Annotated in this window: 13 protein-coding genes; 5 read left to right on the top strand and 8 right to left on the bottom strand. The window is 39.0% G+C overall.

The window, feature by feature from the left end:
• Positions 1 to 163: 163 nt before the first annotated feature.
• The 4 genes from MHH70_RS13425 to MHH70_RS13410 all read left to right on the top strand — a co-directional run bounded on the left by MHH70_RS13425 (position 164) and on the right by MHH70_RS13410 (position 5,871).
• On the top strand, positions 164 to 1,957 hold the full coding sequence (locus MHH70_RS13425) for an alpha/beta fold hydrolase (RefSeq protein WP_342471736.1): 1,794 nt from the start codon (positions 164 to 166) through the stop codon (positions 1,955 to 1,957).
• 517 nt (positions 1,958 to 2,474) lie between these two features.
• The gene (locus tag MHH70_RS13420) at positions 2,475 to 2,966 is read left to right on the top strand and encodes a helix-turn-helix transcriptional regulator (RefSeq protein ID WP_066169379.1); all 492 of its coding nucleotides are present in this window, start codon (positions 2,475 to 2,477) and stop codon (positions 2,964 to 2,966) included.
• Between the two features lie 831 nt (positions 2,967 to 3,797).
• Complete coding sequence (locus tag MHH70_RS13415; RefSeq protein WP_342471735.1) at positions 3,798 to 5,456, top strand: methyl-accepting chemotaxis protein; 1,659 nt, start codon at positions 3,798 to 3,800, stop codon at positions 5,454 to 5,456.
• A gap of 100 nt (positions 5,457 to 5,556) precedes the next feature.
• The gene (locus MHH70_RS13410) at positions 5,557 to 5,871 is read left to right on the top strand and encodes a hypothetical protein (protein WP_153061606.1); all 315 of its coding nucleotides are present in this window, start codon (positions 5,557 to 5,559) and stop codon (positions 5,869 to 5,871) included.
• A gap of 80 nt (positions 5,872 to 5,951) precedes the next feature.
• Here MHH70_RS13410 and MHH70_RS13405 read toward each other — a convergent pair whose 3' ends face one another.
• The 5 genes from MHH70_RS13405 to MHH70_RS13385 form a co-directional block, all read right to left on the bottom strand.
• Positions 5,952 to 6,581: a LysE family transporter gene (locus tag MHH70_RS13405; protein ID WP_107943404.1), complete on the bottom strand. Its 630-nt coding sequence runs from the start codon at positions 6,579 to 6,581 to the stop codon at positions 5,952 to 5,954.
• Positions 6,582 to 6,671: 90 nt separating this feature from the next.
• Complete coding sequence (locus tag MHH70_RS13400; RefSeq protein WP_342471734.1) at positions 6,672 to 7,979, bottom strand: AMP-binding protein; 1,308 nt, start codon at positions 7,977 to 7,979, stop codon at positions 6,672 to 6,674.
• A complete protein-coding gene (locus MHH70_RS13395) occupies positions 7,946 to 8,656 on the bottom strand; it encodes an SDR family NAD(P)-dependent oxidoreductase (RefSeq protein WP_107943406.1) in 711 nt (236 codons plus the stop codon). The genes MHH70_RS13400 and MHH70_RS13395 overlap by 34 nt, the downstream gene beginning before the upstream one ends.
• Before the next feature lie 252 nt (positions 8,657 to 8,908).
• Entirely contained in the window at positions 8,909 to 10,129 is a 1,221-nt protein-coding gene (locus MHH70_RS13390; protein ID WP_342471733.1) for an RtcB family protein, read from the bottom strand.
• Between the two features lie 139 nt (positions 10,130 to 10,268).
• Positions 10,269 to 12,221, bottom strand: coding sequence for a methyl-accepting chemotaxis protein (locus tag MHH70_RS13385; RefSeq protein ID WP_342471732.1), 1,953 nt, complete (start codon positions 12,219 to 12,221; stop codon positions 10,269 to 10,271).
• A 325-nt stretch (positions 12,222 to 12,546) separates the two neighbouring features.
• Here MHH70_RS13385 and MHH70_RS13380 point away from each other — a divergent pair, with 325 nt between their 5' ends.
• A complete protein-coding gene (locus MHH70_RS13380; RefSeq protein WP_107943409.1) occupies positions 12,547 to 13,158 on the top strand; it encodes a Yip1 family protein in 612 nt (203 codons plus the stop codon).
• A 37-nt stretch (positions 13,159 to 13,195) separates the two neighbouring features.
• Here the strand turns inward: MHH70_RS13380 and MHH70_RS13375 are convergent, their stop codons facing one another.
• The 3 genes from MHH70_RS13375 to MHH70_RS13365 all read right to left on the bottom strand — a co-directional run bounded on the left by MHH70_RS13375 (position 13,196) and on the right by MHH70_RS13365 (position 17,229).
• Positions 13,196 to 13,615, bottom strand: coding sequence for a DUF1801 domain-containing protein (locus MHH70_RS13375; protein WP_342471731.1), 420 nt, complete (start codon positions 13,613 to 13,615; stop codon positions 13,196 to 13,198).
• 87 nt (positions 13,616 to 13,702) lie between these two features.
• On the bottom strand, positions 13,703 to 15,418 hold the full coding sequence (gene cysI, locus MHH70_RS13370) for an assimilatory sulfite reductase (NADPH) hemoprotein subunit (protein WP_066169395.1): 1,716 nt from the start codon (positions 15,416 to 15,418) through the stop codon (positions 13,703 to 13,705).
• 20 nt (positions 15,419 to 15,438) lie between these two features.
• Complete coding sequence (locus tag MHH70_RS13365; RefSeq protein ID WP_342471730.1) at positions 15,439 to 17,229, bottom strand: assimilatory sulfite reductase (NADPH) flavoprotein subunit; 1,791 nt, start codon at positions 17,227 to 17,229, stop codon at positions 15,439 to 15,441.
• Positions 17,230 to 17,234: the final 5 nt, after the last annotated feature.

Genomic DNA, 17,234 nt, shown 5'->3' with positions numbered 1-17,234 from the left:
TCTAACTCTTCCCATTTCTACTTACTATTAAACTTATAATAGAAACTCATTGTTATTTTCATTAATATCGACCCTATCTTCCAATAATGAATGGCTATTGCTTTTCACATAAGAGAAAACCCTTTATCATAAAAATAGAAGTATAGAGAGGAGTAGGAATGAAATGAAGAAAAAACATTTTGCAGCAATCATTGCAGCAACAGCTATTACACCCGCTATTGTCCTACCGACAATGACGTATGCCGAGCAGCCAAACTTTAGTGATATTGTACCTTCAAGCCCTTATGCGAGCGCTATCAATCTACTGCATGATAAAGGCGCTATTACAGGTTTTTCTGACAACACATTTCGACCTCAAGAAACTATTACGCGCCAGCATGTATTAGTGGTATTAGAGCGCTTAATTGAGCTTCCTTCAATTAGAGAAGGAAAAGAATTTACTGATGTATCAGAGAAGCATTCTTATTATGAAACAATCCAAAATGCTTATAAGGCTGGCTTAATTGATGGACAACCTGATGGTAACTTCAATCCAAACACACCTATTACTCGTGGGCAAATTGCAAAAATTTTAGTACAAGCATTTGATTTACAAGCAACCGAAACAACATCTTTTTCAGATGTTCCGAAATCCCATTGGAGCTATCCGTATGTACAGGCATTAAGCAGCAATAATATTACGACCACTTCCAATCAGTTTCTCTTAAACGAGCCGTTAACACGTGGACAATTCGCTCTGTTTTTAGAAAGAATATTAGCATTAAATGAAATGGAGGAAAGCATATTGCCAATCGGTCAATGGGCAGGGAAAATTGATATTCCACAAAGCCCACTATCGGTTATTTTACAAATTGATGCAGATGGAAAAGCATATTTTTCTGTACCAGCTCAAGGTTTAACAAACTATCCCGTTAGCTCACTCACAACTAATAAAGAGCAATTACAGGCGGTTGTCGATATTGCAGGAACGACTATGACCATTGAAGGGAAAATCGAAGAAGACCGCATTACAGCGAATTTTTCACAAAACGGAATGACCTTCCCTCTTATTTTAACGCCTTATGAGCCGCCTGCTGTCACATACGAGGAACTAGCAGTCCCTGTTGAAAATGGACGATTAAAAGTTGCATTAGAAATGCCTAAAAATGTGACTGCACAAGTGCCTGTAGCCGTTATTATTGCAGGCTCTGGTCCAACAACTAAGGACGGCAACACCGTTATAGGTGAAAACAACAGCTTAAAAATGCTAGCTGAAGGTTTAGCACAGCAAGGCATCGCATCTATTCGCTTTGATAAACGCGGTGTTGGAGATAATATGGAATTACTTAAAGATGAGGGCGATTTACGCTTTACAAATTACTCACAGGATGTCGAGCAAATTATTGAATTTGTTCAACAAGACCCTCGTTTCTCATCGGTCCATTTAATTGGTCATAGTGAAGGTTCATTAGTTGGCATTATCGCTGCGCATACAGCCACAGTTGAATCGCTGACATCAATTGCCGGCGCTGGTCGACCAATTGACGAAATTTTGTTTGAACAGCTAACTGCACAATTGCCAGAGCCATTATTAGAAACGGCTTCAACTATTTTGGAGCAATTGAAAAAAGGTGAAACGGTAGATAATGTGCCAGAGGATTTATATGCTTTATTCCGCCCATCTGTACAGCCATATTTAATTTCTTGGTTAAAATACGACCCAGCAGCTAAACTAGCTGAATTAAAAGTGCCGACATTAATTATTCAAGGAAATAACGATTTACAAATAACAAAAGTAGACGCAGAGCGTTTACACACAGCAAAATCCGATGCAGAGGTTCTCTATTTTGAAACGATGAACCACGTATTAAAGGATGCACCAGCTGACCTCGAAAGTAATCTTGCAACATATGCAAACCCTACATTGCCATTAACTGAAGGGCTTGTAGAAAAAATCGCTACATTTATTTTAAAATAATAACTAATTATATTAGGGAGGGGCGTCCAAAAAGCCGTGCATAGCCGGCATTTTGGACGCCAATGATGATGTTTTGGGAAAATGTTTGCTCCTCTAAAATAGAGAGAGCTTTCTTTGAAAATGCTAGAAACACAGGGTTTAGCGGTGTTTCTCCAAAATGAAAGAGAAGAAGCAAAAATCCCCCTTAACATGCGATTTCTAGACAAAACCCTCTTTTTAGACAGCTCCCTGTGACGAATAACCGCAAGAACATTTTTTTAATGGGTATTTAATATTTCAATTTCTATATTAAATATTTGTTAAAAAATCAAACTATATACGCTACTCGCATCAAATATTTCATGGCATTTTTTGTGAAAATATATTGGCAGTAATAATAAAGGAAGTGTCTCGAAATAACCGCAGACAGTTCCTTTTTTCTATGTTTTTTGTTTCCGTTGCGTGCGCAACGCTTGCTGTTGCTGTATTTTTAGGATATGGAAATATACGATGAAAACGTACAAAAAGGAGGTACAACATGAAGCTAGGAGAAAAAATTCGCTTCAGACGAACGGAATTACAGCTAACACAACAACAATTAGCAGACAAAGTATTTGTCACAAGGCAAACAATTTCTAAATGGGAATTAGAAAAAAGTATACCTGACACCATCTCATTAAAACTATTAGAAAATGCCTTAGACACGAAGCTAAGTTCTGTTGATGTTATTACCCAAACGAAAGGAGTGCTGAAAATGAAATGGCTACAAAATATAATCGGGGTATTTCTTTTTGGTCTTTTATTTTTACCATTTAGAATGGGCGCTGTCTTTATACGAAAAGGATGGTCTAACCCTTTTATAAGATTTGCCGTCATGCCATTATTTATTGTTATTTATCTACTCTATATTCATTCGCTCAATATGAAAGCTTTTTACCTTATTGTAGGGCTTTCTATTGTGATTTATTTGATGACGAGTGCTTATTTTTATTCCAATAGTAAAAATGCCAACGCCTATGAAGAAAATTAATTATAGCAACAGTATGTCTCTGCTTATTTATTGATTAGTATTATCTTTTTACTAATTGGCTTAAATGAAAATTTCACTTTCCTTTTAATCAGGGTTTTATTTATTAGGCTAGGGCTAAAGGAAAGCAATAAAGTGAAGCTTCAATCAGTGGAGGTTTTCCTTATCCCCCACTGAATTATTGCGAGATAAATAATATCAATGATACCTCGGCTAACTTTAGACCAGATTTTTTTGAGTTGTTTGTTGGAATTTAACCTAAAACCGACATGTTCTGTGACAACGGTTAATCGGCCTGCATCTCGCAAGCCTTTCTGCCCAGTCTGCGACACTCACCACCACGCTATCGGTACAAAAAACATCTGCTCCTACAGTTACTCGTCGCAGTAAACATTGCTGAAAGAAGTTAAAGGAGTTGTCCGAAAAGTTCATTTTGTTTTGTCATCGCATTGAAATCAATGTTTTCGTCGCTTCCCTTTTACTGAAGGAGTACACTGCTAAAGCCAATGTTCATCCCATTTTTAAAAGTGGCGTTTTCTGTTTAGATGAATCAACATTTTGTGAAACATCCTCGCTACTGTCCAAAATGCCGGCTATGCTCGGCTTTTTGGACAGCCCCTCACCTATATGAATATTTACATAATCTAAACGCTAGCTTTACACATGAGTAAATCAAAAGAACTGCTTTTTAGACATAATATTCTTTTTTTCGACACTATCTATATTGACAATGTCCTATTATTACATGATACTAACTTTAAGTTTCAAAGTTTGTCTATGCTTTTATTTGTCGACAAACCTCTATAATACTGAAATATAAAGGGGGATATTATCATGAAAAGCATTAAGAAAAGACTACTTTTTTTCACTTTAGGCCTATTATTAGTTTCCTCAGTTCTCAATGCTAGCCTAGCCGTCTGGATAGTAAACACAAAGAGTCAGGAAGTACTGATTGAGAAAGCACAAGAACAAGTTTTTGAAATAGCTAAGCAAGCCGAAACGATTCTAAATTCTGAAGCTGATCCTATTCCCGCATTACAAAAATTTGTAGATGCTAAAGTACAGCAGGACAATGTAACATATGCAATTATTATTGATAAAAATGTTCAAGCTGTCGCGCATAGTGACCTTGAAAAACTAGGAAAAATATATGAAGACGAATATACAATCAACGGTGCTACCAAAGGTGTAAAGCAATTTACAAGGTGGTATGCAGAAGTTCAAGGTATATGGACTTATGATATTATGGAGCCCATTTACAAAAATGGAGAACTGTACGGTGTTATGGATATCGCTGTTCCTGAAAGCGGAATCAAATCTATCGTAGATACAGTTTTAATTTTTCAAATAATTATCGGTAGTGTTAGCTTTTTAGTTATTGGGGGGCTAATGTGGTGGATTATTGACCGCATCGTTCGAGCATTGAAAAACCTCGAAGCCACTTTACAGCAAACTGCTAACTTAGATTTCTATGAAAATGCAGAGTTAAATAGACTAGCAAATTATAGAGATGAAATTGGACATATGGCTAAGGGGATTTCAACAATGCGTTCAGCATTGAGAGATATAACGGTTAATATCCAAGGTACAAGTAATAAGCTAGTTGAATCATCGACTGCACTTTTACAAATTGCAGACGACACTATGCAAACAACCAATGAAATTAACCTAGCGATTAACGAAATTGCCAACTCTACAGAAGAGCAGGCACATGACACTGAAAAGGGCGCAGAGCAATTAGACCAACTTTCAAGTAATATTGATCGTGTGATTGAGCATACAGAGAAAATTGCCACAATGACAGCGCATATCGATGACTTAAGCAACCAAGGTGTAGGCACAGTTCAGCAGCTTTCTATATGGTCAGAAAAAAATCGAGACTCCTCACAGCAAGTTAGTGCTATCGTCCAAGAGGTGGATAAAACATCGTCAGACATTTCAAGTATAGTCAATACGATTACAGAAATTGCCTCGCAAACGAATTTACTTGCACTGAATGCATCAATTGAATCTGCTCGTGTCGGTGAAGCAGGAAAGGGATTTGCGGTTGTTGCAGATGAAATTCGAAAGCTGTCAGAGCAAACCTCTAATGCAACAGAGGATATTAAAAATAAAATTACAGCAATTCAAGCTATTTCGAAAAGCGCTGTACAAGAAATTAAAACAAGTATTGAAGTCGTTGAGCAAAATGCGAAAGTTGCAACGGATACAAGCGATATTTTCAATACAATTAAAGCTGCATTAGACGAAACAATTGAGGTCGCTCATGAAGTTCAACATCTTTCAACAGAAATGACTCAAAGTAAGGAGCAAATCATTAGCGTCATTCATAATATTTCTGCCTCTGCCGCTGAAACATCTGCTGGCACAGAACAGGTTTCCGCTTCTGCTCAAGAACAACTAAAAAGCATTGAAACGGTATCCGAAAGGGCTCGCAACTTAAATATAATAGCTGATCAGCTAAGAAAAGAGGTAGAAAAGTTCACATTATAGCAATTCAAGTTGACGGAAACTGTTTATTATGAAAATATTAATTACAAAGGTATTAAATTATGGAAATACTAATCAAACTATTGATATGGAGGAGATTTCAATGAAAAAATTTAAAATGCTATGTATGAGTGTTATTGCAGTTTTTACTTTAGGAATGCCAGCAACTTTCTCAAATGTTTATGCCTCTGAAAATACAGAGCTAGTAAATGCTCAAGCAATGGACGAAATTTACGTCACAAGAACAGTACCTAAAACTCATACATCTGCTATGTGGGTGACTGAGACTAGGTATGGAAAAACATACTCAGGCTATATTTATAATGGAGGATTAACAGCTGACGGGAACTATTCCGTTTTCGCTGGATATATTAAAGCAGGCCCTATCGTAGAGCCATACATTTTTGAAAATAAATAAAACTCTCCCCCTTCAGTTGAAATCGCGATTAATTACGCAAAAAGACATGTCTGAAAGTAATTTTCAGACATGTCTTTTACTTAAATATAAACTCTAATATCCACATAGAAGCGGTATAAAAAATAACAAGCAAAGCCAAACAACAATACGCCTGCAATAATCGACGTCCATTGAATCATTTTACGGTTCATCACCTTACGTGTTAGGGCAACGATTGATAGTAGGCCAATATCGTGTAATAAAATACCTACCAATATCCCTATAGCCGCAATTAAAAAGCTACTAGAATCTGCCGCATAAGAATCTGCTAGTACAACACCAAAAACAGATACCCAAAATACTAAATTACCTGGGGATAACGCCACGAGAAAGCCATTGCGATACGTTTTCCATAATGATTTATTGACCTTTTCTCCTGCCAATGAAATATCTTGGTCAGCATTTTTAATCGAATCATAGGCCAATAAAAATAAAAACCCTGCGCCAACAATCCATAATGGCATTTGTACATATGGTAGTGCCAATACTTGCGCAAAGCCTAAATAGAGCGCTACGATTAACATTAAGTCAATCGTCATACCGCCTAAGCCAACTGCCCAGCCGTGGAAAAAGCCATTTTTCAATCCTTGTTTTGTCATTTCGACAGTAATAGCACCAACAGGCATAGCAATTGCTAGACCAACAAGTAAAAACTTTAAAAATTGCTCCAAATGCATAACTTCCTAACTTCAGTAAACTGCACTTCTTTTCCATCCGTTTCAATTAATTATACGTAAACTTAAATTTTTATACAACATTTTTTATAAGGGTTTTGGTAGTAACTTCCGATTAATTTTTCCTAATTCGTTATAGGGAAGTGCTTCCACAAAATAAATTTTCTTCGGGCATTCATAATTTGCTAGATTCTGTTTACAAAAGGCTTGAATATCACGCTCACCGACACCATCCCCTACAACATAAGCAATAACTCGCTCGCCAAAATGCGAGTCTGCCTCACTTGTAATTGCAACATCCGTTATTTTCGGATGCGTCTTTATTATTTGCTCAATATGCTGTGGAAAAACATTTTCTCCACCTGAAATAATCCTTTCATGTAGCCTTCCTTTTATGAATAATAACCCTTCTCTTTCTTCTACGATATCCCCTGTTCGTTTATTATTAACAATTAGTTCACCCTTATTAAACCTAATGCTTAGCCCATTGATAGGCGAGCCAATTGTTGTAGGATATAGGGCGCGTTCTTCTGGCGTTGCAATACTAATTAAGCCTACTTCAGATGTGCCGTATAAATTATATAAAATCGACTCAAAGCCCTCGCTATTTTGCAACGGTGCGCTACCACTTGCAATACAGCGCAATGATGGTGTTTTGCTAAAGCGAGTTAACAAAGTTGGAACAACCGTGATTGCTTCAATTGGATATGCTTCTAATAAGGAAGCATCAAAGCGTCTGCTTAAGACGACTGTATGTCCAACAGCTACTGTTGCAGTTAGAAAGGCAAGTCCGTAACCGTGAAAAAAAGGCGTGGCGACATAAACATAACGATATGTATGAAAATGCATACGCTCTAGCAAAGCGCAAAATGGGGCAAGCAATGTATGCACTGCTGTATGTACAGCTTTAGGTTCACCAGTTGTGCCACTTGTTTGTAAAACAATTTTTCCTTGTCTACGTGGAAAATATACAGCCGCCGCCCTTGTTGGTAAAGCTCCAAGCTGCTGCTCTGTAAATAAAAAATCAAAATACCCCTTCACAGGACGCCCTGTATGTAATAACACAGCCGTCGCCCCTATTCGCTCTGTCGCAAACACTGCTCGTAATAACGAGATACTATTATCACACTGAAAACCAACCCGCTGTCCTGCACGAATACCATATTCACTTAAAGCATAACTCATATAAATAACCTCGTCATAAAATTGACCATATGTAGTTGTACAATGCTTTTCAATAAAAATAGGACAATGCGGCTGTTTTTTAGCATAAAAAGCGAGCAATGCATTAATGGAGAAGCCTTCCTTACTAATAGCTCTCATCAACTTGCTGAAGGGCATCCGTAAAAGGGCTTTAATTTTTAAGGTCTCAAATAGTGTAGAAATGGTAGCCACCACGGTTTATCCTCCTTCTTTTTCGTGTACAATAAACGAGCGATACGCTGAGCCGCCACCTCACTAGCCATTGCTGGTACATGCTTATATTTTTTCGTCGGTGCAATCATCGGTGTACGAACAAGCGGTAAATAGATTGTAGAAACCGTATGCTTTACCTCTGGTGCAACAGCTCGTAGCCATGTATCAAAGGCAGCCTTTGACGCTTGATAAGCAGACCATTTTGCCATAGGGCGAAATTTTGTATTAATCGTAGAAACATTTACAACCTGTCCCTTTGCTGCATCTAATAACGGAATAAAATGTAACATTAGCTCCACAGGTGCAAAATAATTAATGGCCATTGTCCGCGAAAAATCATGCGAGCGCTCTAAGGAATCATATATCGAGCGATGAATGGACAAACCTGCATTATTGATAAAAATATCAAGCTGACCAATTTCCTTGCATAGCTGGCGACGATTTTCTTCCTCACGCAAATCCATCCTATACATCCGAGCACCTGTCTTTACAGCAACATCACGCAAACGCTCCTCATCACGTCCAACAATTATTAAATTTGCCTCATAGCGAGCCAATAACAAGGCGACATCTCGCCCAATACCTGAGCTAGCTCCTGTAATTAATATACTTTTGCCTTGCACTGCCTGCCGAAGTCGTTGCTCCTGTAAACGCATACGAAATCCCCCCTTTCCTTTGACTGTAACGAAGCACTATGATAACTCATAAGACATTCTACTTGATAGTCTATTACACCTCTCTTAAAAAACCTGTGACATCCGCTGCAAGTTTGGTCAACATGATTTATCTTAAAAAGCGATTTAGTTCTTATGATTTCAGCGTGCGTCTCGCCACCTATAGAGGTGGGAGACGCACGCTGAAAGAAGTTAAAGGTGCAACCAAATTTCCCCATAATCATCTCTTTTTGATTATTTCCGCCTCATATAAGGCTTCTGCTCCTCACTTGCTTTAAAATTATAAACAGGCTTAATTGCCTTGATAATATCAACGGTTTCGCCAATGACCGATGTAATTTCCTCCATCGGCTTGTAAGCCATTGGTGCTTCGTCAAGCGTATCCTCCGTTACTGATGTCGTCCATACACCTTGCATCGTTTCCTTGAAATCGACCATGCTCAGCTCTTTTTTCGCTGCGCGACGTGAATAAACTCGCCCTGCTCCATGTGGCGCTGAATAATTCCACTCCGCATTGCCCTTCCCAATACAAATAAGCGAACCATCACGCATATTCATTGGAATAACAAGTTTTTCTCCTTTATTCGCTCGCACAGCGCCTTTGCGTAATGTCATCGTATCTGTATCAATGTAGTTGTGAATTGTATCAAAGGTATCTGTATATATCCACCCCATATGCTGTGCAATTGTTTCAGCAATCGTCCATCTATTCATTACTGCATAGCGCTGCGCAATTTTCATATCGTGAATATAATCGTGGAATGGCTGACCCTCTAAATAAGCTAATTCCTTTGGTATAACAGGGTTTTCCCCCTTGTACGCTTCGATTGCTGCTTGTATTTCCTGTTCGCGTCCCTCATTTTTAAGCTGCTCAATAATTTTAGAAACATCGTGATGACGCAATGCTTCAAAAGCTCTTTTTTGATGCCAGTTCGCCACTTTCGAACCGATATAGCGTGAGCCTGTATGAATTAATAAATAATATTTATCTTCGTTGTCTTTCGCAAGCTCGATAAAATGATTACCCCCGCCTAATGTGCCAAGCGATAAATTTGTATAATCGTCTTTTATACCTGCTGCGATAAAATTATCCCTTTCAAATTCCTTAAATTGCCGAGCTGGCGATAGCTCCATATGTAAGTCCTGACCACTCGGTACATGCGCTCGAATGGTTGCATCTAGCTTGGCATAATCAATCGCAGAAGTATTAAGCTCAGCAACGAAAACGCCACAGCCAACATCTACACCAACTAAATTCGGTACAACACGCTCCTGCAATTGTATCGTTGTGCCAATGACACAGCCCTTCCCAGCATGATAATCAGGCATAATACGAATTTTTGCCCCTTCCATAAATGCTTGGTCTGTCAGCTCTTTAATTTGCTCAATTGCTGCTGGCTGTGCTGTATTCGTATATATTTTTGCGTCAGTAAAACGTCCATTAACTTCAATCACCTAGCTCACTCCTTTTCACTTTAAACGATGGCGAAGTCTGTTTTGTTCCATATTGCAATTTGCTCAGAAACCGGATAATAACAAGTAGGCTGTAGGGAAGTGCAGACGACAACCCGCTTTCCCTACAGCCTTCGTTTAATTAAAGTTTAAACCTTTCCATATACTCGTGTAGCTCGCCTGCCATCTCCTGTAGAGCATGTGCTGCCGCTGCCATTTCATGCATGGATGCCAACGTTTGCTCTGTCGATGCTGCGACTTCCTCAGATGCAGCAGCATTTGATTTTGCGTGGTCTGATAATTCTAACGCTGTCGCCGATACTTCTTGCACTACGGCTGAAATTTCCTCAGAGGCTGCGGAAATGCCTTCGATTTTTGGTGCGATATTTTGCAAGCTTTCTACGATAGTTGCAAACTTTTCACTCGTTTGCTCTGTTAGCTTCAATCCTTCTTCAACATCTATTGATGCTTTATCCATCGCCTGAACAGACTGTGCTGTATCTTGTTGAATAGCAGCAATAAGTGCAGAAATTTGACTTGTCGATTGCAGTGATTGCTCTGCTAGCTTCCGCACCTCATCGGCAACAACTGCAAAGCCTTTGCCATGCTCCCCAGCTCTTGCTGCTTCAATAGCAGCATTCAATGCTAATAAATTTGTTTGGTCTGAAATCGCAGTAATGATTTCCAAAATAGAGCCTATCTGTTTTGTACGCTCATACAGTGATTGGATTGTTTCATCTGATTGTACAACAGATGCGTGAATCGATTGCATTTGATTGACTGTTTGTTGTACAGCCTCTCCACCTTCATCCGCTAGCTGCATCGCAAAGCCTGATAAGTCAGACACTTGCATCGTACTATCTGTCACCTCAACAATGCCCTTCGCCACTTCTTCTATGGAAATTGCATTTTGCTCAATGCTAGTTGTTTGCTTTTCAGTGCTGCTTGCAACCTCCTGCATTGCATCTGTTACTTGCTCAGAAGCAGCTATATTTTGCTCTGCGCTTGCCGCTAAATTTTGTGCCGAACTTTGTACTTGCTGCGCGCTTTGCCCCATATGTTGAAGTAATTTTTTCAAGCTAATTTTCATCGCTACGAACGCTTCGCCAAGTTGGCCGATTTCATCCTTCGTATAAATATCAATGTATGTCGTTAAATCCCCTTCACTAATTTTTAATGCATTTACTTGCAGCTCCTTGATTGGGCGAACAATTGAACGAACCATGAAAAGTATGAAGCCAATACCTGCAATAATAGCGAGCACAACGACGATAACAATTGTCGTCAATATGCCTGATGCTGCTTGCTTAGCCTCTACTGTAAACATTGTGCCGAGCACTTTCCAGCCCGTCAGTTCATTCGTCGTATAACGAATATGTCGGTCTTTCATAATAATCGTCCCGTTTTCGTTATTATAAATTTCATTAACATATGATTCCGTTACTTCTGTGCCACTTTCTTTGCCGTTTTGCGTAATATAATAGTGGCGGTCATCGTACAATGCTGCAAAACCTGTTTCACCAATCTTAATATCATTTGCTACATCATCAAGCAGTGAAATATTCAAATCCATTGCGAAGACACCTGATTGGTCTGGTAAAGTTTTTGTTATTGTCACAACAATGCTATTTTCACCTGATGCTGAAACATAGGGTGTTGTTAGCACTACATCACCATTATTATTTACTGCATCTGTATACCACGGTCTTTCACGTGGGTCGTAATCACTTGGTAAATCAAGCTCCGGTGCGTTAATCATCTCCCCTTGTTTTGTACCTATATAAATCGCTTCTACTTCAGGATGTGTGTTAATATACTCCGTCAACAAATTAACTACTCTAGTTCGTTCCTCTTGTCGTAACGATTGTTGATTAAACTTTCCCGCAAAATATTCAATATCATATACTTTCGGTGCAATCATATTTGTAATGTTCATATCAAGCATTCGAACGCTTTCATTAGCACTTGCCTGCTGCTCTTCTATAACTTGTTTTTTGGCACTTTGATATGCAATTAACCCTATCAAAGCTGCTGGGATTAGCAGAATAAGTAAAAAAGAAAAAATTAATTTCTTTCTAATAGTAATTCGCTTCATTCCCCATTCCCCCCTCTACTCACTGTACTATTTTCTCTACAAGCAATCTCATAGGCTTTATTGATAAATGACAGATTTTAATAATAAAGTCCTATTATACTAATAATATACTTAATCTCTTTCTTTGTAAATACAACAAAACTGAAAATTCTGAATATTCAGGTCTATGTATAAAGTTAATATTTCTAAAGCTTTTGTAGGAAAAATTAAGTCTGTTGGGGGTTCATTTTATCATTTTTAGTATTATAGTAAATTTTTGAAACTTTTTAGCTGGTTTTTCGGTATACTAGGTAGGGAAATACATATTTTATTTTGGAGGGATATTATGGATAACAATACGCTAAACCCATTTTTATCTGTTTGGTTACATCCGAAGCAAACTGCTCGATATATGATTGACCATAAAACAATGGGCTTCGCTATGATTATTCTTACAATTTGTTCGATTATCGCGTTGCCTATCAATTTCTTTGACTATGGTGGACCATTATCCTGGGGCTTCATTATTGCAACAATTATTTTTTCACCTATTGTAACCATCGTTGGCATGTTTATTTCAGCGCTTATAGCATGGGGAGTTGGAAAGCTTTTCAAAGGTGTCGCAACATACACGGAAATGTATAGAGCAACGAGCATTGCATCGATTCCTTCAGCAATGCTTGGGCCAATTTATCTTATTTGGTTTGTTGTATCACCAGATTTTCTGTTAACTCCTGATTTTGAGGGGCCAATCCCTGCTATCTTTTGGATTGCCATTTTGCTATCAATTGTATTAGGGATATGGTCATTTGTTGTATCAGTTGGTGCAGTCGCAGAAGCACATCAGTTTTCAAATTGGAAGGCTTTCTTCACTTTAGTCATTCCAGCGATTATAATTTTCATTATTCTCTTTGCATTTGGAGCAGTTTTAATCTGGGCTATGTTCAGTAGCTTTTAAAAAAGGGATTTTGCAGTGCGCTGCAAAATCCCCTTTTTTATTCAGGATATGTTGCCCGTAAAAATGCTACAGACTGTCCAATCAATTCTTTTAAAATAGTTACGTCAATATCCGAAAGCTTATTAATATATACACATGCCTTTCCGGTCGTATGTTTTCCGAAATTTTCAAGCAATGTTTCGCGCTGTGGGTCTCCTGGGGCAAAGTATAGGCTAATTTTTGCCTTGCGTGGTGAGAAACCTACTAACGGTGCGTCTCCTTCATGACCAGAAGCATATTTATAGTGATATTTGCCAAAGCCGATTATGCTCGGTCCCCACATCTTTGCTTCATAGCCTGTTACTTCCGTGAAAATATCTACTAATGCATAAGCATCCTCGCGCTTTTTAACACTGTCTACACCTTCAATAAACTCAATAACGCTGCTATCTGTTTCCTTTGTTTTCGGCTCGTACATATTATCCGCTCCTTTTGTTTACAACAATAGTAACGTATTTAGTATCATTTTTGCACTATAAAATTGCCGCGTTATTTTGCCTTTTCATTAATGGAATTGACGGCCATCTGTTACTGCCTCTACATAGCCTTGGCGAATCACAAAATCGCCAAAATGCTCCTGTTCCTCACGCTCTTTTGCATATCGCTCCAATATTGGTCGCAATGTGGATAAGATCTCCTCTTCGCCTATATTCTCTCGATAAATTTTATTTAAGCGTTGACCGGTAAAATCGCCTCCTAAATATAAATTATATTTACCTGGCCCTTTTCCGATAAAACCGATTTCTCCCATTGCAGCTCTTGAACAACCATTTGGACAGCCCGACATTCTAATGCCTATTTCCGTTTCAAGTAAACCAAACTCCTCTAATATGCCATCAATTTTTGTTATTAATGTTGGTAAATAACGTTCTGCCTCCGCCATTGCTAAACCGCATGTTGGCAACGACACGCAAGCAATTGAATTGCGACGAAGAGCTGAATAATGAGCACCGTCTGTAATTTTATATTTATTCAATAAAGCATCAATTATTCGCTTTTTTTGAGGTGTTACATCAGCGATAAGCAGATTTTGATTTGGAGTTAAGCGGAATAAACCAGTATGCACTTTAGCAATCTCTCGTAGTCCCGTCATTAACTGATAGTCTTCAAAATCACGAACGCGCCCATTTTGGATAAATAGCGTAAAATGCCATTTTCCGTTTTCCCCTTTAATCCATCCATATTCATCTCCTGTGCGCTTAAATGTATATGGACGGATATCACCGAGCTTCCAGCCTAAGCGTTGATGAAGCTCCTCCTTAAACCAATCTAGCCCGCGCGCATCAATTGTATATTTAAAACGAGCATTTTTACGCACCGAGCGGTTTCCGTAATCGCGTTGAATCGTCAAAATTTTCTCTGCTGTTTCTAGTAAACGCTCTTTCGGAATATAGCCGACTAATCGTCCTAGTTGCGGATAAGTAGCTGTATCGCCATGTGTCATCCCCATACCACCACCAACAGCGACATTAAAGCCGATTAACTGATTGTTTTCTACAATAGCAATAAAGCCGATATCTTGTGAAAAAACATCAATATCATTACTTGGAGGGATGGCAATACCGATTTTAAATTTACGCGGTAAATAAAGTGCGCCGTACACTGGCTCTACTTCTTTTTCTTGCCCGTCATAAACCTTTTCACCATCTAGCCATAGCTCGTGGTAGGCATTTGTTTTCGGCAATAGATGCTCACTTAATTTAGCAGACCATGTATACACTTCCTCATGTAGCTGTGATTGATTCGGGTTGACATTACACATCACATTACGATTAACATCACCACATGCCGCGATACAGTCTAATAATGCCTCATGAATTTCCTGCATATAGTTTTTCATATTCCATTTTAAAATGCCATGTACTTGAAAAGCCTGTCGTGTCGTCAGCTTTAATGAACCATTGCCATATTTTCTGCCCATCTCATCCATTATGAGCCATTGTGCTGGTGTCGCAGCTCCTCCTGGTGTACGCACACGTGCCATAAATTGATAGGCTGGCTCGAGCTTCTGCTTCTGACGCTCATTGCGTACATCACGGTCATCCTGCAAATAGCTACCATGAAATTTCATTAAACGATTATCATCATCTGGAATACCTGAGCTTAAAGGATTTTGCATTGTCGCTTCCAATGTGCCGCGCAAATAATTACTTTCACTCTTTATACGCTCCACATCACTTGGCTTACCAGGCTGTGGCGGTAATACTATTTTCTCAGTCATTATTTCAACCTCATTTCCTTTTAATAAACATCTCGTTGATAGCGCTGCTGTTGCTTTAGCTCGTTTACATACTGCACTGCCTGCTCAGCCGTTTTACCGCCCTGTTCAGCAATAATTGCATGAATCGTTTGGTCAACATCTGCTGCCATTGTCTTTTCATCACCACATACATAAATAACAGCGCCTTGCTCAATCCACTCAAATAGCTCCTTCGCATGCTCCTGTAAACGATGCTGCACATAAATTTTTCTATCACTATCACGTGAAAATGCTGCTGTTAAATTAGTTAATGCCTGTTCCTGTAGCCAGCGCTGCCAATCTGTTTGGTATAAGAAATCTGTAACAAAATGCTGCTCACCGAAAAACAGCCATGCCTTGCCCTGTGCCTCACGCGTTGCACGCTCCTCTATAAATGAGCGAAACGGTGCAATTCCTGTACCAGCACCAATCATAATAATCGGTGTTGCATCATTCTGTGGCAGTTTAAAATTCGGATTGGAATGGATATAGATAGGTAGCTTTTGACCGACCTCAACGCGCTCTGCAATCTGACCTGAGCACACGCCAAGACGCTTACGCTCATCCTTGTCATAGCCTACTTTCCCAATTGTCAAATGTACTTCCTCTTCATTGGCTGCTTGACTAGAGGCAATGGAATATAAACGTGCTGGAATTTTGCGTAGCAACTCAATAAATTGCTGTGCATTCCATGAAAACGGCCCGAAGCTTTGTACTACGTCTAATAAATCACGTCCATACACATAATCCTTCCATTTATCATCTTGCACAAGCGCTGCAAAATCTCGATTTAGCGTATAGTTTTGAATTTTTTGCAGCAATGGCTTTGATAATACAGTGATTTCAAGCTTTTTTTGTAGTGCCTCGGCTAAAGTTATAGATTGCTGTTCAACCGTTACAATTTCAGTTTGCTTGAAGCCAAGTGCTTCGATTAATATTCCGACAAGCTGCTCATCGTTTTCAGGTAAAATACCTATGCTATCTCCAGGTGCATAGGTCAGACCTGACTCTTCTAGCGAAAGTTCGATATGATACGTCGCTTTATTTGAACCACGCCCATTCAAATTAATTTTCTCAAGCACCTCGGCATAAAACGGATTACTTTTTGAATACTTCGAACTCTTAACTTCTTTTGTCTCCGTATTTGCCTGTATTGAAGCAGTTTGTGGACTTGTCGTAATTAGTGCTTTTTTCACATCCTCAATCCACTGTGCTGCTAAGCTGTCATAGTCAAGGTCACAGTCAACCCGAGGTATAATACGCTTCGCACCGAGCTTTTCTAATTGCTCATCAAAGTCAGCACCTGTCTTGCAAAAAAATTCATAGGAGCTGTCACCAAGTGCCAATACGGAAAACTGTGCATGCTCTAAATTCGGCGCTCGCTTACTGTGTAAAAATTCATGCAATTGAATCGCATTATCTGGTGGCGTTCCCTCACCATGCGTACTTGTGACAATCAATAAATTATTTAGCTTCTTTAACTGATTTGGCTTAAAGGCTGACATCGATTCAATTTTCACATCTACTCCTACCTCTTTTAACTCCGCCCCGAGCTTTTCGGCTAAAGCTTGTGCATTGCCGGTTTGAGAGCCGTATAAAATGGTTGCTGATTGCGGCTCTGCTGCAATCGCTTTTACCTCTTCTGCTACTGCAACGGCTACACCTGTAGCGGGTGCAACGCTTAAATAACCTGTTAGCCAAATTTTTTGGTAGTCATTTAATGTAGGTAATAGCGTATTTAATTGTTTTACTTGCTCCTCATTAAAAGGGCTGTTCAATACTTGTAAAGTCAAGTTTC

This window comes from Metasolibacillus sp. FSL H7-0170, assembly GCF_038593115.1.
Taxonomy (GTDB): Bacteria; Bacillota; Bacilli; order Bacillales_A; family Planococcaceae; genus Metasolibacillus; species Metasolibacillus fluoroglycofenilyticus.
The sequence above is the reverse complement of the archived record's forward strand: the minus strand, read 5'-3'. Positions and strand labels throughout refer to the sequence as shown.